This is a genomic window from Pseudanabaena sp. BC1403 (assembly GCF_002914585.1).
GTDB lineage: Bacteria > Cyanobacteriota > Cyanobacteriia > Pseudanabaenales > Pseudanabaenaceae > Pseudanabaena.
Map to the genome: position 1 here is coordinate 73,740 of NZ_PDDM01000013.1, position 25,261 is coordinate 99,000.

The 25,261-nt window shown below is 41.5% G+C and carries 20 protein-coding genes and 1 other RNA gene; 9 read left to right on the forward strand and 12 right to left on the reverse strand.

What is annotated here, in order from left to right; translation table 11 throughout:
- Window positions 1–20: 20 nt before the first annotated feature.
- The 4 genes from CQ839_RS13255 to CQ839_RS13270 all read right to left on the reverse strand — a co-directional run bounded on the left by CQ839_RS13255 (window position 21) and on the right by CQ839_RS13270 (window position 5,036).
- Complete coding sequence (locus CQ839_RS13255; RefSeq protein ID WP_103668758.1) at window positions 21–845, reverse strand: septal ring lytic transglycosylase RlpA family protein; 825 nt, start codon at window positions 843–845, stop codon at window positions 21–23.
- Between the two features lie 742 nt (window positions 846–1,587).
- Window positions 1,588–2,487 carry a pentapeptide repeat-containing protein gene (locus CQ839_RS13260; RefSeq protein WP_103668759.1) on the reverse strand — a complete coding sequence of 300 codons (900 nt, stop codon included), beginning with the start codon at window positions 2,485–2,487 and terminating at the stop codon, window positions 1,588–1,590.
- A gap of 369 nt (window positions 2,488–2,856) precedes the next feature.
- Window positions 2,857–3,942: a glycosyl transferase gene (locus tag CQ839_RS13265; protein ID WP_103668760.1), complete on the reverse strand. Its 1,086-nt coding sequence runs from the start codon at window positions 3,940–3,942 to the stop codon at window positions 2,857–2,859.
- A gap of 14 nt (window positions 3,943–3,956) precedes the next feature.
- Window positions 3,957–5,036: a DMT family transporter gene (locus CQ839_RS13270; protein ID WP_103668761.1), complete on the reverse strand. Its 1,080-nt coding sequence runs from the start codon at window positions 5,034–5,036 to the stop codon at window positions 3,957–3,959.
- A gap of 667 nt (window positions 5,037–5,703) precedes the next feature.
- On the opposite strand from CQ839_RS13270, the gene CQ839_RS13275 reads away from it, so the two are divergent.
- From CQ839_RS13275 to CQ839_RS13300, 6 genes are all read left to right on the forward strand, one after another.
- Window positions 5,704–6,003 carry an HU family DNA-binding protein gene (locus CQ839_RS13275; protein WP_103668762.1) on the forward strand — a complete coding sequence of 100 codons (300 nt, stop codon included), beginning with the start codon at window positions 5,704–5,706 and terminating at the stop codon, window positions 6,001–6,003.
- 102 nt (window positions 6,004–6,105) lie between these two features.
- Entirely contained in the window at window positions 6,106–8,016 is a 1,911-nt protein-coding gene (locus CQ839_RS13280) for an AAA-like domain-containing protein (protein ID WP_103668763.1), read from the forward strand.
- Window positions 8,017–11,202: a CHAT domain-containing protein gene (locus tag CQ839_RS13285; RefSeq protein ID WP_103668764.1), complete on the forward strand. Its 3,186-nt coding sequence runs from the start codon at window positions 8,017–8,019 to the stop codon at window positions 11,200–11,202.
- Window positions 11,203–11,408: 206 nt separating this feature from the next.
- A complete protein-coding gene (locus tag CQ839_RS25710; RefSeq protein ID WP_258040730.1) occupies window positions 11,409–11,834 on the forward strand; it encodes a type II toxin-antitoxin system ParD family antitoxin in 426 nt (141 codons plus the stop codon).
- 216 nt (window positions 11,835–12,050) lie between these two features.
- Complete coding sequence (locus CQ839_RS13295; protein WP_103668766.1) at window positions 12,051–12,374, forward strand: YlcI/YnfO family protein; 324 nt, start codon at window positions 12,051–12,053, stop codon at window positions 12,372–12,374.
- Window positions 12,375–12,487: 113 nt separating this feature from the next.
- Complete coding sequence (locus CQ839_RS13300; RefSeq protein WP_103668767.1) at window positions 12,488–13,471, forward strand: SDR family NAD(P)-dependent oxidoreductase; 984 nt, start codon at window positions 12,488–12,490, stop codon at window positions 13,469–13,471.
- An 84-nt stretch (window positions 13,472–13,555) separates the two neighbouring features.
- On the opposite strand, the gene CQ839_RS13305 is transcribed toward CQ839_RS13300, so the two are convergent.
- The 3 genes from CQ839_RS13305 to CQ839_RS13315 form a co-directional block, all read right to left on the reverse strand.
- Window positions 13,556–14,251 (reverse strand): DUF305 domain-containing protein, encoded by a 696-nt coding sequence (locus CQ839_RS13305; RefSeq protein ID WP_103668768.1) that lies wholly within the window; start codon window positions 14,249–14,251, stop codon window positions 13,556–13,558.
- A gap of 122 nt (window positions 14,252–14,373) precedes the next feature.
- Window positions 14,374–15,099 (reverse strand): DUF305 domain-containing protein, encoded by a 726-nt coding sequence (locus CQ839_RS13310; RefSeq protein ID WP_103668769.1) that lies wholly within the window; start codon window positions 15,097–15,099, stop codon window positions 14,374–14,376.
- 131 nt (window positions 15,100–15,230) lie between these two features.
- Window positions 15,231–15,806, reverse strand: a complete 576-nt coding sequence (locus tag CQ839_RS13315) for a hypothetical protein (RefSeq protein ID WP_103668770.1) — start codon at window positions 15,804–15,806, stop codon at window positions 15,231–15,233.
- Window positions 15,807–15,880: 74 nt separating this feature from the next.
- Between CQ839_RS13315 and CQ839_RS13320 the strand changes: the two genes are divergently transcribed.
- Window positions 15,881–16,330, forward strand: coding sequence for a GNAT family N-acetyltransferase (locus tag CQ839_RS13320; protein ID WP_103668771.1), 450 nt, complete (start codon window positions 15,881–15,883; stop codon window positions 16,328–16,330).
- Between the two features lie 156 nt (window positions 16,331–16,486).
- Here the strand turns inward: CQ839_RS13320 and ssrA are convergent.
- Window positions 16,487–16,874, reverse strand: a transfer-messenger RNA (tmRNA) gene (ssrA, locus tag CQ839_RS13325).
- 345 nt (window positions 16,875–17,219) lie between these two features.
- On the opposite strand from ssrA, the gene CQ839_RS13330 reads away from it, so the two are divergent.
- The gene (locus CQ839_RS13330) at window positions 17,220–18,116 is read left to right on the forward strand and encodes a hypothetical protein (protein ID WP_103668772.1); all 897 of its coding nucleotides are present in this window, start codon (window positions 17,220–17,222) and stop codon (window positions 18,114–18,116) included.
- A gap of 161 nt (window positions 18,117–18,277) precedes the next feature.
- Window positions 18,278–19,402, forward strand: a complete 1,125-nt coding sequence (locus tag CQ839_RS13335; RefSeq protein ID WP_103668773.1) for a metal ABC transporter solute-binding protein, Zn/Mn family — start codon at window positions 18,278–18,280, stop codon at window positions 19,400–19,402.
- 236 nt (window positions 19,403–19,638) lie between these two features.
- Here the strand turns inward: CQ839_RS13335 and CQ839_RS13340 are convergent, their stop codons facing one another.
- From CQ839_RS13340 to CQ839_RS13355, 4 genes are all read right to left on the reverse strand, one after another.
- Window positions 19,639–20,256 carry a hypothetical protein gene (locus CQ839_RS13340; RefSeq protein WP_103668774.1) on the reverse strand — a complete coding sequence of 206 codons (618 nt, stop codon included), beginning with the start codon at window positions 20,254–20,256 and terminating at the stop codon, window positions 19,639–19,641.
- A gap of 69 nt (window positions 20,257–20,325) precedes the next feature.
- On the reverse strand, window positions 20,326–23,073 hold the full coding sequence (locus tag CQ839_RS13345; RefSeq protein WP_103668775.1) for a tetratricopeptide repeat protein: 2,748 nt from the start codon (window positions 23,071–23,073) through the stop codon (window positions 20,326–20,328).
- Window positions 23,074–23,458: 385 nt separating this feature from the next.
- A complete protein-coding gene (locus tag CQ839_RS13350; RefSeq protein WP_103668776.1) occupies window positions 23,459–24,331 on the reverse strand; it encodes a metal ABC transporter permease in 873 nt (290 codons plus the stop codon).
- A 49-nt stretch (window positions 24,332–24,380) separates the two neighbouring features.
- Window positions 24,381–25,118, reverse strand: coding sequence for a metal ABC transporter ATP-binding protein (locus CQ839_RS13355; protein WP_103668777.1), 738 nt, complete (start codon window positions 25,116–25,118; stop codon window positions 24,381–24,383).
- Window positions 25,119–25,261 lie beyond the last annotated feature (143 nt).

A 25,261-nucleotide genomic window follows, 5' to 3' on the forward strand; every position in this document is an offset into this window, starting at 1 on the left:
GCGGAGCAACGTTTTTCTATCTAATTGTTCGACACCAATACTGTTGCCGTGATTGGCACAACGCCCGCTTCATCGCTATTAAGTGCGATCGCAGCTGCATGGGACAAATCAAGATTGCGATCACCTACATAGGGACCGCGATCGTTAATTCTTACTACTACTGACTTCCCATTTTGCTGGTTAGTAACTTTGAGATAAGTGTCAAAGGGTAAACTAGGATGAGCCGCAGTGAAATCTTGCTGTTCAAATTGCTCACCTGAAGCCGTCTGCCTCCCTTGAAAATAGGGCCCATACCAAGAAGCAATGCCATCAATCTGTTCATCAGTCGTAGCTAATTGATGCATTTGTTTTTGAGCTTCTACTAAAGTTAGTGGCTCTGCACCTGCACTAACCCTCAAGTTATTAATCCATTGCGTCAGTTTTAGCGAAGGGTTAACATACTCTGACTTAGGAATTTTAAATAGGATCGTATCTTTGTATTTACCAATATATTCACCATTTAAGACTACAACTTCTAGGTGATTTGGATCAAAGTCTGTAGCATTCATCGTAATGGAAAGTTGAGCCGCAGTGATTAATGCTTTAGGCAAATCTTTAACCCAAAATGCTGGTTGGTTATTCACCATAATCATCCATTCGTCGGCAGATTTTGACCGAAATTCGATCACATGTTTATTGTTTTTGGATGCTAATAAATAATTACTTTCAAAAGATTTATCTTGATTAGTTATGGGAGAATTATAACTAATTGGTTGATTAAAAGTGTCACTTACAATTGTTGGTGAAGACGCACCAGAAATAAGCGAAACCAGAGGAATCGCCCAAAGAGCAGATGATGTAGACATAGTTTTTAGATGTTAAGCAACAAAGATGTTTTTTAGGCAATAGCTGAAAAATAAGCAACTTTTACAATGCTTATTTAGTAGGGATAAAAAAATAAATTAGTAGTTAACATAGATAAATTTGAAATTCAAGATACTTAATATGTGAGATTTAAAATTAATTTATAAAGTAGCAGCCGTTTTTAAACTACGATATTAGTGGGGATCATAAATCATCCTTGAGAAAGAGATAAAACTATTAGTATCTAATTTGACAAAAAAATTCAGCCAAAACTTTGATCACTATCGGTATAAGTGGGATAGTTACTCGATTATTGATAAGATTTGCGATCGCAAATTACAATATATACACATTAATTTTGTGAGCTATATATACCTCTTTTACCTGAGTGTATGTGAGTAGTTTCAAGGAAATAGTTGCTTTTTTTGATTCATCGCTATTGTCCAGTCAAAAAAATTATGAAAGGCAGTGGGAAGCGGAGTCTCTCGTATTTTTTTGTTTTCACTAGCTCTAGCGACAGCTTCAAGTCAAGCTATTTTGCTGATGTTTGCTCGATTTTTTATCGCTAGTGTATTGAAATGTCTCGGATAATTCCTCTATAGCGTGGATTGCTAACTAAAACTTAGCGATGCCCGCTATTTTATTTTTTACGCAATAATACAAATTTAAATCCCAAAAGAGAGTTGCGGCGCAGAGCGCCGCAACTCTCTTTTTTTTGAAAAGCCTTGCTTTGCAAGGCTTTTCTTATGAGTGAACTGAACCATTAGGCATCGTTGCCCCTTTGAAATTGACATTCGTTAGTTTGACCATAACTTTTTCGCCAAACCCAACTTTTGCACCGCTTAAATCTGCACCGCTTAAATCTGCACCACTTAAATCTGCACCAATTAAATTAGCGCCGCGTAGATCTGCATTTTGTAAATTGGCTTGAAATAGATTTGCCCGAAACAAATTTGCACCTTGCAGGTTTGCGCCTTGGAAATTGACGCGATGCAAGAAAGCATCAGTCAAGTCAGCATTACTAAGATTGGCATAGCTAAGATTACGCCCCTCTAAATATTTTTCGCGCAGATTCGCCCCCCTAAAATCGGCTCCAGTTAAGTCAGGCTTTTGGGGCTTTTGTGCAGCTTGAGTAGATTCATAGGTTTTACTATGCGTCTCTGGCTGAGGATTGGCTTGCTTGCTGGTTTGTTGGCGGGACTGTGCAGATTGGTAAGACTGATAGGATTGGTAAGACTGAGATTGATATTGCGATTGATGGGGACGATAACGTTCAGAAGAATGTTCAGAAGTTTGTTGTTGCGCTTGGTATGTGCTTTGCTGGGCGCTCTGGTACTTACTTTGATATCTAGTTTGGTGTTGGTGATATTGCCGATTACTTTGGTTTCCAGTTTGATGGGAAGTGTGATGAGAATGTTTAGCTTGGGAATTGGATACTTTCTGTTCAGCTGCCTTGCGTAAACTATCCCTTGCGTGGTTAATCTCTTTAAGTTTTTCTTGAGCTTGGAGTTGCTGTTGCACATTCTCTCTTGGAATGCGATCGGGATGCCACTGCAAAGCCAGCACTTTATAAGCTTTATTGACATCTTCTAAGGTTGCGTTAGATGTCAAACCTAGAAGTTTGTAGCATTGATCGATTTCCATATTTGTCGATTCCTCAGCACCAGAGAGTTTTAGTTTACGCTGACAATCGATCCCAAGTGTATCAAAACAACCAAGTCAAAACCCACAGCGTAAATTTAATTAATTTTTAAAACCAAATATAGCTGTCGCCAAGTGTACTAGGACATAACCCCCAAGAAGTGATTGGCGGCGCTTTGCGCCGCCAATCACTTCTTGGGGGTTGATTTGCCCTAAGACAAGTGATACCAATTCACAAAAGTGTGGCAACACTTCCGTGAATTAAAAACCAAACCCAGTAAGGGTTTTAAAAACACAAAATGGCTAAGCCATTTTGTGTTTTGGTATGACTGTAGCTATAGTTGTTGAAGCGAGCATAGACCGCCGCAACAACTATTTGGTTTTAGTTCCTAAGTATTCACAAATCGCTTGATTAATAGCTACCTCACCATGCATATCTAGTCGATCTGCATTTACCAAGTCTGGGGCTTGAGGTGGCACATTTAGAAATGACCAGTCACCTTCATAAAACTCTTGAGGCGAAATAATCAAATGCTCGGCGTAGTTTTTCACCCCAGCAATCAAAGTCTCTGCTTCTAAAAAGCCCTCACGAGTGAGACAAACCATCGGAATACCAACGCGCAAAGCTTCAGCTAATGTGCCATACCCTGGTTTGGTGACGAGCCGATCGCATACCACCATCAGATCGACAGGACGGAGCCGATCACAATTAGCTTTAGTCAGATTTGGCAAATCTGGGGCATCGCGATCAAAGGTGACAAATTGCCAATCGGGAAAGTTGGCAAGATTTTGGTAAGGAATTGATTGCAGGCTTAGCCCCCCAAAAGTAAGCAGAGCTGTAGGGCGATCGCTATCTAAATTAAATTTATCAAGTAAATATTCCGCCGAATATTTAGGCTTAGCGCCAGTTAGCCCCACATCTTCAATATTGGGAAAACACGCCATTGGTTCCGCAAAGGGTAAGCGAAATAGGCGATCGCAATGACCGTAAGTTTCTGATAGGCGATCGGCCATTTCCATAAACTTGCCCCCCCAATCGCGATAAATAAAATCCCAGCCAAAATTTCCTGCCATCCAACAAGGAATTTTGGCAGCTTTAGCGATCTCCGCAACCATTGGCGGAATATCACCGAATATTAGATCAACTTGATTTTCTTGGAGAAACTTGACTTCAGCTTCGATCAAATCTGCTTGCTGTTCGCGAATCTGTTGCCATGCGTCAAAAGTTGCCTCGCGATCGACTTGTAAGCTATCAAGCTGAATTACGCCCACATCAAACACACGCGGATGATAAACAAAGTCTCCTTCGATATATTCTTCCAATAACCAACGCGGAGCCGTCGTCGCAATAATTAATTTAATATCAGGCGATCGCTGTTGCAGATCAGCAAGGACAGCCGCAGTGCGCGTGGCATGACCAAAACCGTGGTTGGTAATTGCAGTATATAAAGTGGGCATATGTCTATCAGTATTTATTCACGCATTCGGGATTCATTGACAGGATTTTGTAAAACTGGCAAAACCGAATTAATTACGACTTGTTCAGCAGCTGGCAGCATCGTGCTAGCAGACACTTCTAACTCATCATGATCATTTTGTTCGTCATTACTATCTTGTCCTGCTCCGCGCATACTGACAAGATATATGCTGCTCAAGGTCAAAATTACGCCAATCCATTGCACCAGCGTCAAGTGCTCACCCAAAAAAAGGCTGCTAAACATGAGAGCAAAGACTGGTGTCGAGAAGGTCAAAGCGCTCAAGGTAGTCAAACTTCCTGAAGAGGCAAAAAAGAAAAATAATCCATAGGCGATCGCACTACCCATAACTGCCATATATGCCATCCCCAGCCAACCCCAAGCACTCAAGTCTTGCCATTGATTCTGCTCGATTTGGGTGGATAGAAATAATAAAGGCAACCCACCTATAATCATGTGCCAACCAGTTGCCATAACGGGATCTGCGTAGCGCACCACAGGACGAATCAAAATCGTACCGATCGCCATTGATAATGATGCGCCCAACATAAACCACTCACCGAGAGTAAATACTCCCGCTTCTAAAACTGTGGCAAAATCGCCTTCTAGTAAAGCTGTCATCAATTCTGATGGCAACCCAATTAGCCCAATTCCCGCTATGCCCACAAATAATCCAAGCGTTGCCCCAATTCCAATTCTCTCTTTGTATAAAACCGCAGCCATCACCGCCACTGCGAGGGGTTGAGAATCGATCAGTAATGAGCCAAGCCCCGCATTAGTCCGCACTAAGCCTTGCGCCAAAAAACCTTGAAACATCGTGCCATCGACTAATGCAAACAAAATAATCCATAACCAAGCTTGCCAACCTTTGGGCTGCTTCCTACCAAAATAAGCCGCGCCTAAAACCAGCAATATTCCTGCGGGAATCAAACGTACAGTCGCCATGAACATCGGGCTAGTCTCAGGCAATAATGCTTTCATCACCACCATTGCTGTCCCCCAAAGGAAAAATGGCGCAATTATTAAGGGGGATTGACGAGTTAGTCCTGAGGTACTGGCTGGTGTAGATGACTGCATATTGTAGGAGTTGGATAGGAATTGCAAATTTTGCTTGCGAACAGCTTATAGCTTTCGCCAGTCTGACAGCACTCTGATCTCAAACCCGAACCAAAAAAATTTTTAAAAGTTTGGCGAAGCCAAACTTTCAAAAAATTTCTTGTGATTTGATCAGAAATTGCTGTAAAACTCAAGAAGCGCAGCATTGCGCTTCTTGAGTTTTAATAAGAAGTATTAACAATATTATCTCGATCAAAAACCAGAATTTTGAATCATAGCCAACAAAGTACGGAAGAATCCATCGAAAGGAATGCATTGCGTTCTTTTTGATAGTCATTCTGGTGGGGCATGTCCTCAAAACTCAGGAATTTATCAGAAAAACTTGAACTTTTGTGAAGTGCTTGCCCTGTATGCGTTACACTAATTCGACTTAAAAACAAAATCCTGAAATGCTTGCAGCCAGAGCTTTTCAGGGCTTCAGCAAAGAATTGTGGCAATAAGTATTTAAAAAAAACTGCTCAAATCCCTACAAATTAATCGTTGTGTATATACACAAGTGGCAAGTTGCTATTAGAATGATCAAACAGAAGTCATAGTCAGTGCGGCTTCCACAAAAAGCGATCGCACAAATATTTCTTTGACATTAAACTCATACTCACAAATCATCTCTATATATAAGGGGAAACCTATGAACAAAGGTGAACTAGTTGATGCTATTGCTAAAAAAGCTACCGAAAAGGGCTTGTCAGTCAATAAAAAGACTGCCGACGAAGTTCTTTCTGCAACGCTTGAAGTAATCATCGATACTGTAGCTGGCGGAGACAAAGTAACTTTGGTTGGATTTGGCTCCTTTGAAGCTCGCGATCGCAAAGCCCGCGAAGGTCGCAACCCTAAGACTGGCGAAAAGATGGAAATCCCTGCAACTAAGGTTCCTGCCTTCTCTGCTGGTAAGTCCTTCAAAGAACAAGTCAGCCCTCCTTCTGACTAATTCTTGAAAAAAGAGGATGCGCTAAGCGCATCCTCTTTTTTTTTGTTGACAAGCCCACAAATAAGCTCAAGACTAGACTAAAGCTGAGAGCTTGCAATACCCATGACTACTCTACTGTCTAATCGTTATCAAGTTTTGCGTGTGCTTGGTTCAGGTGGATTCGGTCAAACTTTTTTGGCAGAAGATACACAAATGCCCTCGCGTCGAATTTGTGTGATTAAGCAACTCAAGGCGATCGCAGATAATCCTGATATTTATAAAATTGTGCGCGATCGCTTTCAACGAGAAGCAGCGACGCTAGAGGCATTGGGCAAAGATAACGGACTTGTGCCAGAGCTTTATGCTTCATTTTGCGAGGATAACGAGTTTTATCTTGTTCAAGAATGGATTGATGGCAAAGATCTAAGCGATATTGTGCATTCTGAAGGATGCTTGACAGAGACTAAGGTAAAACGGATCTTGCTAGATCTATTGCCGACATTGGGTTATATCCATGAAAAAGGGATTATTCATCGTGATATTAAGCCTGAAAATATTATTTTGCGAAATCGCGATCGCTTGCCAGTATTAATTGACTTTGGGGCAGTCAAGGCAACATTGGCAACAGCGATGACGGCTCAAGGAGATGTCACTTGCTCAGTGGTGATTGGTACGCCCACATTTATGCCATCAGAACAGGCGATCGGTCGGGTGGGATTTGCCAGTGATCTATATAGCTTGGGCTTAACGGCGATTTTTTTGTTAACAGGAAAATTAAGTTCTGAATTAGATACCGATCCTCAAACTGGGGAATTATCATGGCAGCGCTATGCAGATAATTTTAGCCCCGCATTTGTAGGATTTCTAGACAAAGCAATTAGGTTGAATTTTCGCGATCGCTATGCCACAGCTAACGAGATGTTGGCGACTTTGCGATCGCTTTTTGATGATTCAACCACGATTATTACAATGCCTCAGCAAAATTCATCAAGCGAAAATGCTGAAAATAATGCGATCACCTTGGAATCGACGGAAGGACAGGTGGCGATCGATTCGCAGTTTTATATCCAATCGGGATATGAACCGCGTTGTTATGAAGAAATCAAGAAAGCAGGATCTCTGTTGCGGATTAAGTCGCCGCACCGTATGGGCAAGTCTTCGTTAATGGCGCGAATTATCAATCATGCTGAGTTTTTAGGCTATCGCACGGCGATTTTAAATCTGGAGCAAACCAATCAGAAAATCTTTGCAGATCCTGAAAAGTTTATGCAGTGGTTCTGCGCCTCGGTTGGGAAAGCTTTAGGCGTTCGCGTTAAAACAGAAGAATATTGGGATGATATTTTTGGCGCAAATGACAACTGTACAGACTATTTCGAGAAATATTTATTAGAAGGAAATGAGCAACCGCTAGCGATCGCCATTGATAATTTCGATCGCGTGTTTAGCTATCCCGAAATCGAGACAGATTTTTGTGGTTTGTTGCGCGGCTGGTATGAGCGATCGCGCAGTCATCCGTTATGGGGTAAGCTGCGCCTGATTATTGTCCATTCTCAAGAACCCTATGCTCAAAGAGACATCAATCAATCTCCGTTTAATGTGGGCTTTCCTGTAGAACTAAGCGAATTTACAACGGAGCAAGTGCGAGAACTAGTCAAGCATCATAAGCTGATTTGGTCAGACGAGGAGCTTCAGCAATTTATGGAATTGATTGGCGGACATCCCTACTTAGTGCGATCGGCGCTCTATCGGATTGCCTCGCGAGATATTACTTTGACAGACTTTTTGCGGACTGCGCCTACTGAGGCAGGAATTTACAGCAGTTACCTGATGGGGCATCTCAAAACTCTGGAGGACTATCCCGAACTGGGTGAGGCGATGCAGAAGGTGGTGGCTGCCGATGTACCAGTGCGTTTGCGATCGGAGATCAGTTTTAAGCTCGATAGTCAGGGCTTAGTATCGCGGATTGATAATAATGTCACACCACGATGTTTGCTGTATAAGTTGTATTTTCGCGATCGCTTAGGAGGTAGTTAAATGTCTAACAATTTCCAATATCAAGTTGGCGGGAGCTTGCCGATTGACAATACTGCCTATGTGGAACGACAGTGCGATCGCGAATTGCTGGAACGTCTCAAAAATAGTGAATATTGCTTTGTGTTTAACTCGCGACAGATGGGCAAATCGAGTTTGCGGGTACGCACGATGCAAAAGTTGCAAGAGGAGGGTTTTGCCTGTGCGGTGATCGATCCGCAGACAAGGGGAACAACCTTGCGCGAGGATCAATGGTATGCAGGGACAATCAAACGCTTGATTGGCGATTTGCATTTAGAAACTGCGATCGACTTTCCGAAATGGTGGAAGGAGCTTGATGCTCAATCGATTTCGGTAGTGGAACGTTTTGACTATTTCATTGAGCAGGTTCTATTACCAAGTATCCCTAGTCAAATCGCAATTTTTATTGAAGAAGTTGATAACCTGCTCAGCCTCAAATTTGATACGGATGGTTTCTTTATTTTGATTCGCTCTCTGTATGAACGTCGTGCGGAGAAGCCTGAATATAAGCGGTTGACCTTTACTTTTTTGGGAGTGGCTACACCTGCGGATTTGATCCGTGGTAAGGGAAGTTCGGCGTTTAATATTGGTCATGCGGTGGAGATGAGTGGGTTTACGCTGCAAGAGGCGGAACCTTTGGCGCGAGGTTTAGGCAATCAGGTTAGCGATCCAGTAGCGGTTTTGGCTACAATCTTGGATTGGACGGGTGGGCAACCTTTTCTGACACAAAAGCTTTTGACTCTTATTGCGGCGGCAGATGATTTGGGGCGATCGCCTGTTGAGCTTGTAAGTGCGATCGTGAATGAGAAGGTAATTGAGAATTGGGAAGCGCAGGATATTCCCGCACATTTGAAGACGATTAGAGATAGGATTTTGCAGAGTGATGAGAGAGGAAGGGGGCGGCTTTTGGGTTTGTATCAGCAGGTTTTGGATGGTGATCCCCCCCAGCCCCCCTTAGGAAAGGGGGGAGAAGAGTTCCTGTTAGCGCTCTCTTCAGAAGAAGAATTTGAAAAGCCCTCCTTTACAAGGGGGGGAGGGGGGATCTCTTCGGGAATCCTTGCGGATGAGAGTTATGACCAGATGCAGTTGCGGTTAACTGGTTTAGTGGTGAAGCGAGATCGGCGGTTGATTGTTTACAATCAGATTTATGGGGCGGTGTTTAATCAGGCATGGGTAAGTCGAGCGTTGGGGGATTTGCGTCCAAGTTTTTATGGTTCGGCTTTTCTGGCATGGCAGGAGAGTGATGAGCAGAAGGAGTCATTTTTATTGCGGGGTCAGGCGTTGGTAGATGCGGAGGCTTGGGCTAAGGGGAAAAGGTTGAGTGATGAGGATGATCAGTTTTTGCGTGATAGTCGGGAAGTGGAGAAACAGGCGATCGCGCGATCATTAGCATCAGAGCTTTTAGCAAGGGAAACAGCCGAGCAAGCAAATTTGATTTTGGCTGAAGCTGAGCGTGAGGCAAGAGAAAGTGCGGAAGAGTCAAATCGTCTAATGGTAGAGGCACAACAAAGTACTGCTAAGAAGATTCGCTTTGGTTCCATAATTCTTATTACTACATTAGCATCAGCTTTATCAATTAGTATTGTCGCTAATCTGTTTGTTAGCAGTGCAACTCAGAGAGCAGACAATGAAACTCAGAAAGCAGATAAAGCTACACAGGAAGCATCAAAAACACAACAACAAGCAGAACTGGCGGTGAGGGATGCAAATACTCAAAAACAAATAGCAGAGAAAAAAGGGAAACTTGCCCAATCGCAATTAGACATAGCAAATCGTCAATATGAGGAAGCCAAGTTAAGTTTAGCAAGTGCCAAGAAAAATCAAGAGATCTCTGCTAGTGAATCTAAAGAGAAATTAGATCAGGCTAACAAAGAGGTAGAAGAAGCTGAAGTAAAAGTGTCTCAGGCAAAACAGGAGCAACAATCAGCTCAATTTGAGCAGCAAAAGATTCAGTCAGAGATTGTAAAAAAGGCAATCGAATTTTCAAAGTTAAGTGTTAAATTTGAGCAGGCACGCAATCAAATGAGGTTGGCTCAGCAAGCAATTATTGAAAGTGTTGGAGATACTCCAGCTAGAATTGAGCGCGAGACTGGACAACGCCCTGCGATAATTTATATTAGCTTCATCAATTCTGGAAGTAATGGCAAAGCGAATGACACTCTTGGGATTTTAATGATCACAGCCCAAGGTCAAGTATCAGAACAAATATCTATTAAGGAAAAAGATCTTGTTAAAACAATTGGCGATTTTCGTTCTAGCCTCCAAGATCCTTTATCTTTTGACCACTTGGAACCTGCACAAAAACTATACAAAATTTTAATTAACCCTATCAACGTTCAATTGCAAAAGCAGAAAATTAATAATCTTGTTTTCATTACTGATAGCTCCTCTTTAAGAGCTATCCCTTTAGCAGCACTTCATGATGGGAAAAGCTTCTTGGTTGAGACCTATAGTATTGGAATTATGCCTGGTCTGACATTAACTGATACTCGTCATACAGACCTCAAAAATGCAAACGTATTGGCAGTTGGTTTGTCAAAAACTAGAGATGGATTGAGAGGACTGTCAGAATTGGAAGAAGAAATAATAAATATTCAAGCTGTAGCGAAAGAGAATGTAGATCTTTTGCTGAATGAGGACTTTACTATAGAAAACTTTAGATCTCGAAGGCAAAAAAAGTTTTTTCAAGTAGTTCATATAGCTTCTCAAGGTCAATATATTGAATCAAAACAAGAATCATTTTTTCTAATGTGGGATAGAAAAGTAAATCAAAATCAACTACAGGATTTATCGCTAGAACAGCCTCCAATAGAATTGTTAGTACTTAATGTTGGTCAAGCCATAGTAGGGAATAAAAAGGAAAATGGAATTATAACTAGGTATGGTCTTGCGGGAAATGCTATTCAGCTAGGAGTTAAATCCGTGATGGCAAGTTTCTGGTACACTGATCTTCGTAGTACAGTAGATTTAATGACAGAGTTTTATAAACAATTAAAAACTGCACCAACAAAATCTGAAGCACTCCGTCAAGCACAAATTTCGTTATTAAGAAATACTTTAAAAACAAAAAAAAGCGTTTTTGGAATTGACGAACTGCTTCCTACTCCAACGAGTTTTTCACATCCATATTATTGGTCAGGTTTTACAATTATCGGTAATCCTTGGTGAAAACATCGCCTATTAATCATTGGTTGCGCGAAACTCCACGACTATCTTTCCACCAATCCCAACTCCACACACAAATCAAGTAAAAAGGTAAAAAGAAAAAATTTGTAGGGGTTTTGCATTTGCGTGACCATTTCCCAACACATCACATAAACCTCCATTCGCAAATGCAGAACCCTCCACGCTTTCAGTGATCGCTTATCCCTGCGTTGTCAGGGCTTGGGCTGAGCATTCCCAAAGTAAGGGAACCTGAGAATTTAAAAATTGTCGTGGGAATGCTCAGCCCCTACGGATGTCTACAATGTCTACAGCACAGTCATCTCACCACTAATCCCAACACTAGATATGAAGATATAATCGATATAACCATCACACCAACTAAACCTATGCCTATCACCCTCCAATCCGAACAAGAGCAATTCATTCAAACCCAGCTTGCCACAGGACGCTACACCAGCGCCACTGAAGTAATTGCCGAAGCATTGCAACTTCTGGCAAAACGTAACCATTACGATCGCTGGGTCGAAGAAGTCCGCAACAAAATCGACATAGCCGCCGCAGAACTCGATCGCGGAGAAGGCGTTGATGGCGAAACAGCTATTAATCAGCTCAGAGCAAGACTTCGCAGAGCCTAAAGACATAGAAATCATGCGAGTGATTAGTGGCGATCGTAATTTAGAAGCAATGTTTGAAGAAAATCCTTAGCTCTTTTTCCAAAAGTTTTGTGCATTGTTGCTCGAACACCTCATCAATACCTCCAATGCTACAGGTAGTGACAGTCAAATGTTAGGCTAGCAAGTAATGACTCCATCACAACTAATTGTCAAACTAGCATCAATAGGAACTGAACCATGAGCCGATTAGCCCTACGCTTACCAGATACATTACACCAACAACTGATTGATTTAGCGGAGAGCGAAGGAGTCTCACTAAATCAATACATTGTCTACGCTCTAACTCGTCAATCCTCCATAAATTACATCATTCAACCAATTTCCAAAAAAGAAACTAATCAACAACAATCAGACTTCACTAACCTTTTGCAAAAGCTAGGAACGGCGTCTCCCACTGAAATAGACATAGCATTAGCAGAACGAGAAACCGTTGAGCCAGAAAAAGAACTAACTCCTGAAATCATCACCCAATTTCAGCAAAGGCTCCAAAGCAAGGTTTAAAACTACTTGATAAGTTGGATTCCCAGACTGGATAAACTAGCATAATCAAATAGAATGAGTGCGATCGCCTATTAGACAAACTCTCTTGTAGAGAACATTGGAGACAATTTTTCATGACAGAAAATTTGAATGGTAAAGTTGCGCTAGTAACAGGAGCATCGCGAGGAATTGGAAAAGGTATCGCCATTGGGTTGGGCGAAGCTGGAGCGCTAGTTTATATCACTGGGCGCAGTCTAAATAACAATAATCCAACAGCCACTCTGTCAGGAGATTTATTAGATACCAAATGCGCAGTAGAAAAAGCAGGAGGAACTTGTATCGCAGTTCCCACCGATCACAGCGATGATGAACAGATTAAAACTCTATTTGAGCAAATTAGAAGAGAGCAAAACGGACAATTAGATATCTTGGTAAATAATGCCTATGGTGGAGTGCGATCGCTAATCGAAGCAAAAGGTAAACCCTTTTGGGAAACTGATGTCAGTCTCTGGGATGCTTGTAATGCAGTCGGATTGAGAAGTCACTATGTGGCAAGTCATTTTGCCGCGAAGATGATGACCCAACGCAAACAAGGCACAATCATTACGATATCTTCTTGGGGTGGATTAGCACCAATCTTTGGAGTCGCCTATGGAACTGGAAAATCTGGCTGCGATCGCCTTGCGGGAGATATGGCAGTCGAACTGAAGCCTTTTAATATTGCTTCGATTTCTCTTTGGCCAGGCATTGTCGGCACTGAACAATTTCATCAGTTGGCTGATGGAAGCATTAAAGGTACTGATCCAAATCTTGGTGTTGCCGCGATCGCAGATAAATTTAACTGGGAAACACCATTGTTTGTTGGCAGAGTAATTGCAGCAATGTGTAAAGACGCAGATCTAATGCGGCGAACTGGTAAAGTCCAGATTGTTGCCGAACTCGCGAAGCGTTACGGAGTAGTTGATGAAGATGCATATCGTCCTGCTTCTTTGCGTTCCCTCAGATTTTTATTGCCTCAAGGTATACCTAATCTCAAGACCAAAGCGAAGTTCATCCCAGATCTTCGCGTCCCTTGGTGGGTAATTCTTCTAGCTGTTCTGAAGTCTCCGAAAATTTAAAGGCAATTACGAATTACGAATTACGGGGGATCGACAAAAAGCAAAAAGAGAGTTGCGGCGCAACTCTCTTTTTGTTTTTTGTCATCATTTGCGCAATTGTTTCATTTGATCGATTTCAGCTTGTTGAGAGCTGAGGATTTCTTGCGCCATTTTTTGAATTTCAGGGCGTTTGGACTTAGCGATCGCATCTTTTGCCATCACTAAAGCACCCTCATGATGGGGAATCATCGCATCTAGAAACCGTAAATCAAATTTATCGTCAGCACGTCCCAAGTCCACACTCATCATCATATTGCGGCGAAATTCGGGAGTCATTGCCATCATGTGATTAGACTCAGCGTGCCACATCATTAACTTCTCACCTGCTGTGGGATACCACGCTTTGCGCCATTCTGCCATCTGCGCGATTTCTTTCTTTTGTGCTTGAATGATTTCCTGTGCTAGCTTCTTTAATTCAGGACGCTGGGAATTTTTTAAGACATCCTCTGCCATCGCGATCGCACCTTGATGATGTGGTGTCATTCCATCGATAAAGCGCAAGTCATAATCAGCATCAGCAACACCTAAATCCATCGAACTATGAGACATGCCATGGGACATCATGCCATTTGAATTCTGCATTGGCGATGGATTTTCTGCTGCTTTTGTCGGCGGAGCCGTTGGAGTAGCAACAGGCACTGATGCAGAATTATTCGCTGTGCAAGCTGTCAAGCCGCCACTTGTAGCCGCAGTGACTATTAGTATCAGGGTGGCAATTCGATGTTTTACAATATGGAACATATTTGAGACTCAGGTGATAAGGCGAGAAAATATTTTGACAATACCAATTTTCAAAATGGCAACGCCATTTTGAAAATTGGTATAAGAAAAGGTTTAATACATCAACAAGTGCTTGTATCTGGCTATTTATACCAATTTTGATGCCACTGACGCATCTGCTCAATTTCGGTGCTCTGAGCTTTAACGATCGCATAAGATAGCGTTCTCATCTCAGAGCGATCGCTGTCAATGATCATGCTGGACATCATCAGCGCCATTTTGTGATGGGGAATCATCTCTTCGATAAAAGCCTTGTCAAAATCAGGAGCATTTTTGAGGGCATTAAGATCAACTGCCATCATATTCTGCATTCCCATAGGCTTCTTGGTTAGTATTGGCTTTTTCATTCCCATCATGCCACGATGCTCCATGTTGCCATGATTCATGGTTGTAGCAATTGGAACTTCTGTGCCATACCATTGCTTATACCAAGATTTCATTTGCACAATTTCGCGAGTTTGATCGCTCTTGATCGATTCTGCAAGTTTTTTTATCTCAGGACGTTTAGACAGTTTGAGAGCGAGATCTGCCATTTGCACAGCACCTTCATGGTGAGGAATCATCATTTCGATGAAGTGGCGATTGGTTTGCTCTCCTGCCATCATGCCATGCATCATCATGCCTTGCTGAGGCATCATCTGACTAATAACTAGACGTGACGTTTGTTCTGCTTGGACAACATTAGTTGCCGCGATCGCAACGGCAGTGCTACCGACCAAAATACTAGCAATACCCAAGAGCAAAGCCTGATATTTTTTGGGACTGGTCTGATTTTCTCTGGCAGAGTTTTGAGCATCTTTAGAGTTCATAGATTTTCCCTAACGTTCTATTTCTATTTTACTTCAAGAAAATGAAATTAGGATGAAATCCACACTTTTACTAGGACACTTAATTCCCACGGTTACGTTCATTCCTTATGATAATTGTCTTATTTCTTTTGTCAGAGTAATTTGCCATTTCTCATGTCTATAGAGACAGCAACCTTGGATTTGTCACGGCTTTTCTCAATTGTAAAAGTTGCAATATCGCCTTGAAGATAAGGTTTATTAAATAAGCAAGGACAAGATATAAGATTTGTCATGATTGGCAAAATCCCAACCCTAATCTTGATGTCGGTGGCACTATATTTTAAACAACGACCATCTAAGAAACAGGAAGTTTCATAAATATATAGAGTCGTGGGTAGCCCTTGAAATTGGTATGTAGCAACGTAGCCGTAATCAAATCTAAATGTTAAGAGAAAGTACAGTAGTGGTGAAACTAAAACGAAAATTGCTAAAAATGGGAAAAAGATAAATGGGCGAAATAGCTTGATTCTCTGGCTAGGTGCAGTCTGCGATCGCCACCTGAATGCAAAAACTATCGTCAGGATAAAAAATATCAATATAGCGATCGGCTGGACTATTTCCCATGTCGGAATCATCTGCACAAACCACATACCGACAAGCGCAGGCAAGCAAGATAGGAGAATTATCTGCTTTAGATATTGAGGATTTGTGAATATTTGTTTATGCACTTCTTGGCTAGTCCTTAGTATTTCTTAGCAATTTGCTATAAATATAGATTGTTGTGAGTTTTGAGGAGATAGAGATGGAGATTAGTCTAGCTAGTCTTGAGCATCTTGGCGAAGTTTCTAGACTGTTTGACCAATATCGTGTTTTTTACAATCAGTCTTCAGATCTCGACGCTGCTGCAAAGTTTCTTCAGGAAAGGTTTCAAAATCAAGATTCTGCTGTCCTTATAGCTCGTGATTGCGATCGCGTGGTTGGATTTACCCAACTTTATCCTAGCTTTTCCTCTGTGTCGATGAAGCGGATTTGGATTTTGAATGATTTGTTTGTAGATGAACCCTACCGAAAGCGGGGAATTGCAAAACGGCTGATGAGTGAGGCTGAGCAATTTGCACGGGAAACAGGGGCAATCCGACTTGCTTTATCAACACAAATTTCTAATATTGCAGCTCAATCTCTGTATGAATCGCTTGGTTATATCAAGGATAAAGATTTTGATCACTATGAATTACAGTTGTTGCAATGGTGAAATGTGGTCGCTGCTTGTTTTAGGACAAAATCAAAACCCAATAACTAATTGACGGCGCTTCGCGCCGTCAATTAGTTATTGGGTTTTATGGAATATTACACTTGGAGACAGATATAAAAAAGGCACTTGCTTTGCAAGTGCCTTTTTTTATTAGGTTAATGGAATCGGGCAGAGTCGAACTGCCGTCCGCACTAGCGCCTAACCTCCCAGTCATTCACAGGTTTATCCGATTTGATCCTCACGGAGGGAATTACTAATTATCTCTAGTAACCAAAGATGCACTGATAAAGTCTTGAGCAAATAACCTACCAGAGAAAGTTATAAGCAGCATCCGTTGGGGGTTGGAGTGACATATTTAACGGAGTCATACATCACACCTCGAAACCGAAAAGGTTCTTAGGCGGCTACAGGAGCTGCTTTACGAGAGAAAGATACAATGTTGTTCGCATGTACTTGTTTGAATCATTGATTTACGAGAGATAATTCGCTCTCGACCTGCATCAAAGGATAGCTTCTACTAACACGTCGAAACCCTTACGATCCCTTATGTTTTTAATAATAGCATAATAAAAATTGGTTTTGATGAAATTACGCCGACGACGTAATTTCATCAAAACCAATTTGAGGGGGAGAGACTGCGTCCCTCCCCCTCAAATTAGTTTCATAATGAGAATTGCTGTTACAGCGCTTTACGCTTAAACCCAAACCAATAAACTTTTTGAAAGTGTTGCAAAGCAACACTTTCAAAAAGTTTATTGTGGTTCGGTTGCTCGAAAATTGCGGTAAGTCTCACGAGCTACGTCCTTTTTCTTGCAAAAGGGATAAAATATTTTTTTTGTTTCAGCAGTTGTTGCTGTAAAGAAAATAACGATAAGCAGAGGTTGATAAAGTGGCTATTGCAATTACAGAGACAGAATATATATCTTCTAAAGAACTCAAAGAGTTGCATGGTTTTACTGACCCGTCGATCAAAAAGTTTTTGGGTGAATGCGACATGACTCAGAGCAATCCCAAAAGCAAAAGTGCGGCTCCGATTAGACTCTATAGCATTGAACGGGTTAACGCAGTTTTAGCGGATCAGGCTTTCATTGAATGGCAAAATAAGAAACAATCATCAACCTCAAAGCAAAAACAAGCTGTTGCCAATATTGAAGTAGTTTCTAAGACTGAGGCTATTGAGGCTAGACAAGACCCACAAATTGAAGCCTTTGATTTTGATGGTGGGCTATCAGACTTAAAAACAGCAGATTGGGATGATTTTCAATGGGAATATTTTCGAGTTGAACATGAGAATAAGTTCTCAGAAGAGCAGAAATTACATGCTGTTACAACAGTTAAAAAGATGTTGGCTGCTGCCTATTGGTTTACCCCTGAGGACTTTTTTAATGCGTTTAGTCAATATGGCAAGGGTGGTGTAGATAGCCCAGATTTAGTAAGTACATATAAGTCCAGCATATTAATAAATGGATGGAAGGGAATTCCCCTTGTGAGCTTGATGATTTGCGATCGCAAATCTCCTACCAAAATGATGCTAGATTCTGGACATCACCGATGGACTGCACTCAAGGAATTATGGGAGGCGAAGGAGCTTCCTAACGATTTTAAAATTCCAGTCTTTGATTTAAAGCGATTGCGCCCAATCGTGAGAGATCAATACAACCCAAGTCTAGAATTTGCATTGCGCTATGCAATCACAGGTGGCACATTAGGTCATGACTTTGCCCTAAGAGTAATTGCGAAAAATTGGTTTACAAGACTTTGCACTGGTGTTGATTGCTCTTACTGAGCTTGATTTTATAGCTTACATAAAGCCCAAAAGACGAGTGACTGCGCGAAGCGCAGCCACTTGTCTTTTGGGCTTTATGTCCTAAGCAAACCCTACATTGTTATATTTTTTGCTCAAAGGTATTATGATAATGATTATCATTATTTTAGCAAAACTCAAAAATGCGCTTAAATACATCTACAAAAACATCCTCAAAGGTAGGCTCCAAAAGATCTTCGAGCAAAGGATTTAGAATTTATTCGGCGGCGGTAGTAATCGCGATCGCTAGCAGCGTTACTGCTTGTACTGTTACCACTCCCACCGAGACGACTACGACTACAGCAGCTACTACGACCGCAGCCACATCTCCAGCAAAAACAGAAAGCTTTCCTCTAGTCGTGGCGACAAACTCTGTAGCATGTGCCTTGGCTAAGCAAATTGCAGGCGATACGATTGATCTGAAATGTCTGATCGAAGCGGGGACAGATCCTCATCTTTATCAACCTAAGCCCGATGATCGTAAAGCGATCGACTCGGCAAAGTTAGTTCTCTATGGTGGTTATGACTTTGAGCCAAGTCTGATCAAATTAATTCAAGCTAGTTCTAATACAGCGCCCAAAATAGCGGTTAACGAGGTTGCTGTGCCAAGTCCCTTGATGTCTGAAGAAGCACATGACCATGCTCATGATAAAGAAGAAAAAAAAGATGCTACATCTGAAAAATCTGATAAAAAAGCTGAAAAAGAAGCCGATCCCCATGTTTGGAACAATGCCCAGAATGGCATCAAAATTACTCAGTCCATCAGCAAAAGCTTGAGTACGCTCCGCCCCGATCAAGCGGAAACCTATGCTAAAAACACCGCCAAAATCGTCAGCGAACTCGAACAAATCGATACTTGGATCAAAGCGCAAATCGCCACAATTCCTGAAGGTTCACGCAAGCTGGTCACGACTCATGATGCCCTTGGCTATTATGCCAAAGCCTATGGCATTCCCGTTGAAGGTGCTTTAAATGGAATTAGCACTGAGGAGCAACCAACACCAACTAGAGTTAAAGAACTCGTTGAGGTGATTAAAACTAGCAAGGTTCCCACCATCTTTGCGGAAGTATCAATCAATCCGAAATTGATTACGACTGTTGCGAAGGAAGCTAATGTCAAAGTTTCGGAACGCGAACTCTATGCCGATGGTTTGGGAGCAAAAGGCAGTGAAGCTGAAACCTATGCTGGGATGTTGATTGCAAATACTCGCACGATTGTTGAAGGATTGGGTGGCAAGTACACCGCATTTCAATTGAAAACGCCTTAGCGAAAAATCAATGCAAAGCGATCGCAAAACTAACTACTGAATGATGATCTAATTGTTGATTTAGTCAGTGCGGGAGCAATGCGATCGCCTTTACAATGACTTGCACCTTAAAAGTATCACCAAAACACATAAAGTTATATGGATGCGATCGCGCAATTCGTTCATGAGTTTATTGGTCTATGGATATCGCATATTTGTTTTCTGATTTTAATTGATGAGAGGCGATCGCCCATGATTTACAAATTGCTTTCACACTCTTGAAAGACTGAATGTAAAGCCCCTAATGTCTTATCCGTATCATCGGCAGCATACATTCCTGTTTCATAGACTTCTCCTGCGATCGCTAGTTTATAAAATATCCAGCCTTGCCCATTAGTGACAATTCCCAACACATCAATCTCTTTATTTGCTTGCCGATTTTCCCATTGGCAGGCTTGCATTTCTACTAGGCACTGAGCTAGACCTTGCTCAAAGTCGTCACGTTTGGCTTCGACAATACATAGGAATGGGGTATCTAAATAGTCCTGTCTAGGGGCAATTAGATAATCGGCATTGCCAACTAAAATATCGCTTTCTATTTTTCCTCCTTTCCATATTTTCAGCTTGTCGCTGCTATCCATTGCTTCTTCACAAAAGGCATCGATTAGAAGCTTTTTGGATTCTTCATAACTCCGTAGATCGAAGTTGCGATGCAAGCGTTCCAATCTTTTGATAAAAAATTCACTAGGGGCGATCGCTATGTCTGGTAAGTTCCAATGGGTTAAAGTTTTGATTCCTAGCTGTTTATATGCCGAGGCAAGATCGAAGCTAGAGAAGCTTTTCTTTTTAGATTTTGGTAGTTTTGTCTGTTTCATAGGATTGTTAGATTTTTCTACATTTTATGGTTTTGCAAACTCAGTCACTTTAAATCTATACGGTAACTATTAACCGCTAACTAATTCTTGAAAGCGATCATCATCTCTAATTCCATCAAATTCTGGATCTTCTTTTGCCCGCTTTTTAGTCTCATCAGCTTCTCGATCAATTGCTAAAGTTAGATATTTTATGGAGTCATCAATATTTTTTTGCAGGGCATAGCAGCAAGCTTTGCCATAGAGAGCATCAACATGATTAGGATTATTTTGTAAGATTCCATCACAAGCTTCTGTTCCTTCTGCATATCGTCCCATCCAAGCAAACAAAACACCACGATTAATTCGGGATTGTAAATCATTGGGATCTGATTCTATAGCTTGATTAAAGTCAGTTAGAGCCTTGTCATATTGTCCGAGTCTTGTCAGCGAAATACCTCGACCTCGAAAAGCTTCGTGATAGTCAGGTTTGAGTTTTAAGGCTTTGTCATAGGCGGCGATCGCTTCTTCATTTCTTCCTAAATTACTTAGCGCAATGCCTCGTAAATTCCATGCTTCGAGTAAGTCAGGTTTTAATTGCAAGGCTTTGTCATAGGATATGAGCGCTTCTTCGTTTCTTCCTAAATTAATTAGCGCAATGCCTCGGAAATTCCATGCTTCGTGGCAATCAGGCTTGATTTTCAAAGCTTTGTCATAGGATGTGATCGCTTCTTCACTTCTGTCTAATTGTCTTAGCGCAATGCCTCGGAGGTTCCATGCTTCGAGTAAGTCAGGTTTGATTTGCAAGGCTTTGTCATAGGCAGTGATCGCTTCTTCGTATTTCTTTAGTGAAATGTAAGAATTTGCAACTTCAAAGAAAACTTTACTAAAAGCGTCGGGGTTTATTTTGTTTTCAAGCAAATTAGCCTGCTGTTCAGCTTGTTTCAGCACATCTAATTCTTGACCTGAGCGACAACGCCAAGACTTGCTCATTAAAGCAGTCCATTTGGCGACTCCATCAGAAAGAGAATCAATTTGTTCAAAACATTTTTCTATCCCATTTTCTATGGTTTCTAGTAAAGCTTTTGGCAGCACAGCGTCATTAACTTCCACTTTAGGACTTGGCGGAGAATTCATGATAAGCCAACCAAAAGGTATCAAGCGCTTGATATCTTCTAAAAATCTTTTGTTTTCTTGATGTAAGAGTATGTTCTCAGAAACTTCTGCTTCAGAGAGGATTGCGGTAAAAGGAGCGATTACAACTGAAATTTGATTGAAGAAGCGAGAAGCAAAAAAGTGATTTAAGAAATATTGCTTACATTCATCACGGCGCAAATTGAAAAATGCGTGGTAAATAGACTCGGCTGTATATCTACACCAAATTTCATTCTCATATTTCTCCGATTCATATAAATTGGGCGGTACTTCCCGATCTGCTAATTCCTCAAAATATTTTTGTAATTGTGAATGTATATTCCGAAACTCGTTAGCACTATTGCCATGAAGAGACTGCCGAATTACATCTCTTGCCACATCCTTTAGACAGTATCTGTAGTTACTATCTTCCACAAAGTCAACAAGGTCATAACCTTTCAGCCACTCAAAGCAATTCAAGTTAGGATCGACACCAGTTACAAAATCAAGATCTCGACAAGCCACTAATTTCTGTAGCAAAGGCTTATCGAACCAGCGACAACAAGCCGCTAACTGCAACAAACTTTTTTGCTGTTCAGTCAAACCCTTAAATAAACGTTCAGAAATTTCCTCAGTAAAATTAATTGGCTCACCATCTTCTTTTTTCTTTCTGATAAGGTCTAAGTAAAATGGCAACCCTTTAGTAAGTTTATTCAGTTTCTCAATATCTCTTCTGTCAGAAACACCAATTTTCTCTAAATAGCTCTTTGTCTGCTCCTTTTCAAATATCTTTAATGGAGTTTCCTGAACTAACTTAGACTCCCTAGATAATTCTTTCCAACCATCTTTTTTGAACAATTGAAACCGTCCCGCCATCAATATGCGGACTTTGCTATTTTTCAGTTCTTTGTTTTGTAGCAACACCTCCCGCAACCAGCGATCGACATCTGGCGAAACCTTCTCATAGGTATCCACAATCAGCACAACTGGAACTCGCTTAGCATGGTTTACCAAAGTCTCGACAAAAGCTTGAGTGAGCTTAGGTAAAGGCTCTAGCATCAATTCCTGTATTTCCGCCTTTTGGGTCGCCCTATGCTTTGCCAGCAAATTATCCTTGAGCGATAAAACTGTAACAGCACCATCAACGGCTGTATCCGCCACATTACTTACCGTAGTCGATGTCACCGAAGATACTAATGATGACAAAGGTGTATTGATCCCCATTGTCATGGCTGCTGAGCCTGCAACACCTAATGCATTGAGTGCAAGTTTAGCAACTTGTTTAGCTAGACCTATTTGTTCTGGATTAATCGCCCCCCCTTTATCAATAGGTTCAGATAGCAAAGCGTTAAGAGTTTCTTTGTAAGTTTTATACTTCTCTGCAAAAGGATCGAGATTAGATTTTGGGAGTAGATCTTTTACGTCTTTTTGCGAAAGTCCAAGTTGCGGCAAATTTTCATGCAGCTTCACCATCACGTCAAGAGGCGTTTCCGTGAATGTCGCGAAGGAAAATTTAGTAAAGTGAACTTTATTTTTGTACTGCTCCTCTAACTTTTCCTGAGTCTTATTCAATATCGTAGACTTACCCACACCCCCGATCCCCCAAACATAAAACATCATTGGAGATGCTTCTGGTTGTGCGATCGCCTTAGTGATGCGATCGATTAACGCTTTTTCTTCTGGTCGAGCAATGTGGTAATCAGTCATGAATGAAATTCTACTATTTGCAGCTTATCGAAATCATAGAAAACTATTTCTAAAATTCTAACCTAATTTAGATTCTAATCTTATTTTTTATTCATATTTGATTGCGGTTAGTAATATAACTAGATCATTATTTTACAAACAACTGAAGCTTTGTATCAACGCCTAGCGATCGCCTCTCTGACTAATAGGGCTTTAATGCGATCATCAGTAAATTTGTGAATTATTTACCAGTTGAAGAGGCGATCGCTTCAAAATTTGTACGGAACTCCACAACTCATTTAGTCGGTACAAATTCAGAGACACTAGTTGCGCCTATCGTTGTATGAACGATTTTGCGACAGGATTAGCTAGAGCGAGATAGGAGTTAAGTAGCATTTCGTACCATCTAACTTCTATATTTGCTCAGCAAAGACTTTGCCCGTCGGGTGATCGATCGCTTTGTTAGAATCCCTTGCGAAGGGCTAAATAGTAATGCTAACAAGAAAAATCCTGAAATAATCAACACGATCGCACTGCCCGAAGGAACGTTTTGATAATAGCTGACGTACATCCCGCTGACACTTGCAATCACCCCAATTATTGCCCCTAAAACCATCATTAAATGTAATTCTCTCACTAATAGATAGGCAGTTGCGGCGGGGCCAGTGAGTAGAGAGACAACTAGCACTACACCGACCGATTGCATACTAGCAATGATCGTGAGCGTAATTCCTGCCATTAGCCCAAAGTGAATGAAATGAACGGGTAAGCCCATTGCCTTGGCAGCTAAGGGATCGAAGCAATAGAAGATTAATTCGCGGTAAAAGATGGCGACACAGAATAAAACCGCGATCGCAATGATCAAAGTTCGCCATAGATCAGCACTAGTAACTCCTAAAATATCGCCAAATAGAAAGCTGTGCAGATCTAATTTACTTTTGAGGGTAGTAATCAACATCACGCCCAAGGCTAAAAAGCCTGAAAATACTAATGCCATTGCCGTATCAACCTTAATTTTGGAATGGGTCTGAATCCAAGCCACGACAAAGGTACTAATCGTTCCTGCGATGAATGCACCGAGAAAAATATCCATCCCAATATAAAAAGCGATCGCTAATCCAGGTAAGACTGCATGGGCAACCACATCACCGAGAAGCCCCATATGCTGCACGATTAGATAACTTCCAACTACCGCCGATAAAATCCCAATGAGAACACCGATCGCGATCGCATTTCGCATAAACTCGAATCCCAAAGGCTCAATCAACCAATTCAACATAATTTTTATTCCTAAATATTAACTTGAACGGCGCGAAGCGCTGTTCAAGTTAGGTAACTTCTTTCTGCATCAAAATCACGCTATCGCCATAGGCGCGTTTAATGTTTTGGGTGGTAATCACCTCATCGCGATCGCCTTCAGCGATGAGTTCTTTATTCAGCAGCAACAGGCGATCGTAATTATCTAAATTGGAACCAAGATCGTGAGTAATCACTAACAGAATTTTGTTTTGAGATTTTAATTCAGCAAACACATCAAAAATTACGGCTTCGGTTTTCTTATCCACGCCCACAAACGGCTCGTCAAAAAATAGTAATTCTGCTTCTTGGGCGATCGCTCTAGCGAGAAATACCCTTTGCTGCTGACCACCTGATAATTCACCAATTTGGCGATCGCGCAAGTCCCACATACCAACACGATGAAGTGCTGATTTAACAATGCTTTCACAATGACAACCAGACTTCTTGATCCAGCCCAACCAATTGCGATGGCGGGTGCGAGACATCATCACCGCTCCCCATACAGTCACAGGAAAATCCCAATCGACCTGCGATCGCTGCGGCACATAGGCAACCTTGCGGAGTTGTCGGTGCAAGGATCGCGATCGATAGCGTACATGACCGCTAGAAGCTGGAACTAATCCTAAAATGGCTTTGAAAACTGTACTTTTGCCAGCCCCATTCGGTCCAATTACCGCCACCATTTGCCCAGAAGCGATCACAAAGCTGACATCATCCACTGCACTGACATCGTGATAGCTGACTCCTAGATGCTCGACTTCTAACATATTTTTTGTTTTTTATTTATTGCAACCCCAACCCGTAGGATTGCGTCCCAATGGGACGCAATCCTACGGGTTGGGATAATTTCTTTCGTACAGACACTTATTAGCTTGATAATGATTATCATTATTGATATAATTAAAACACC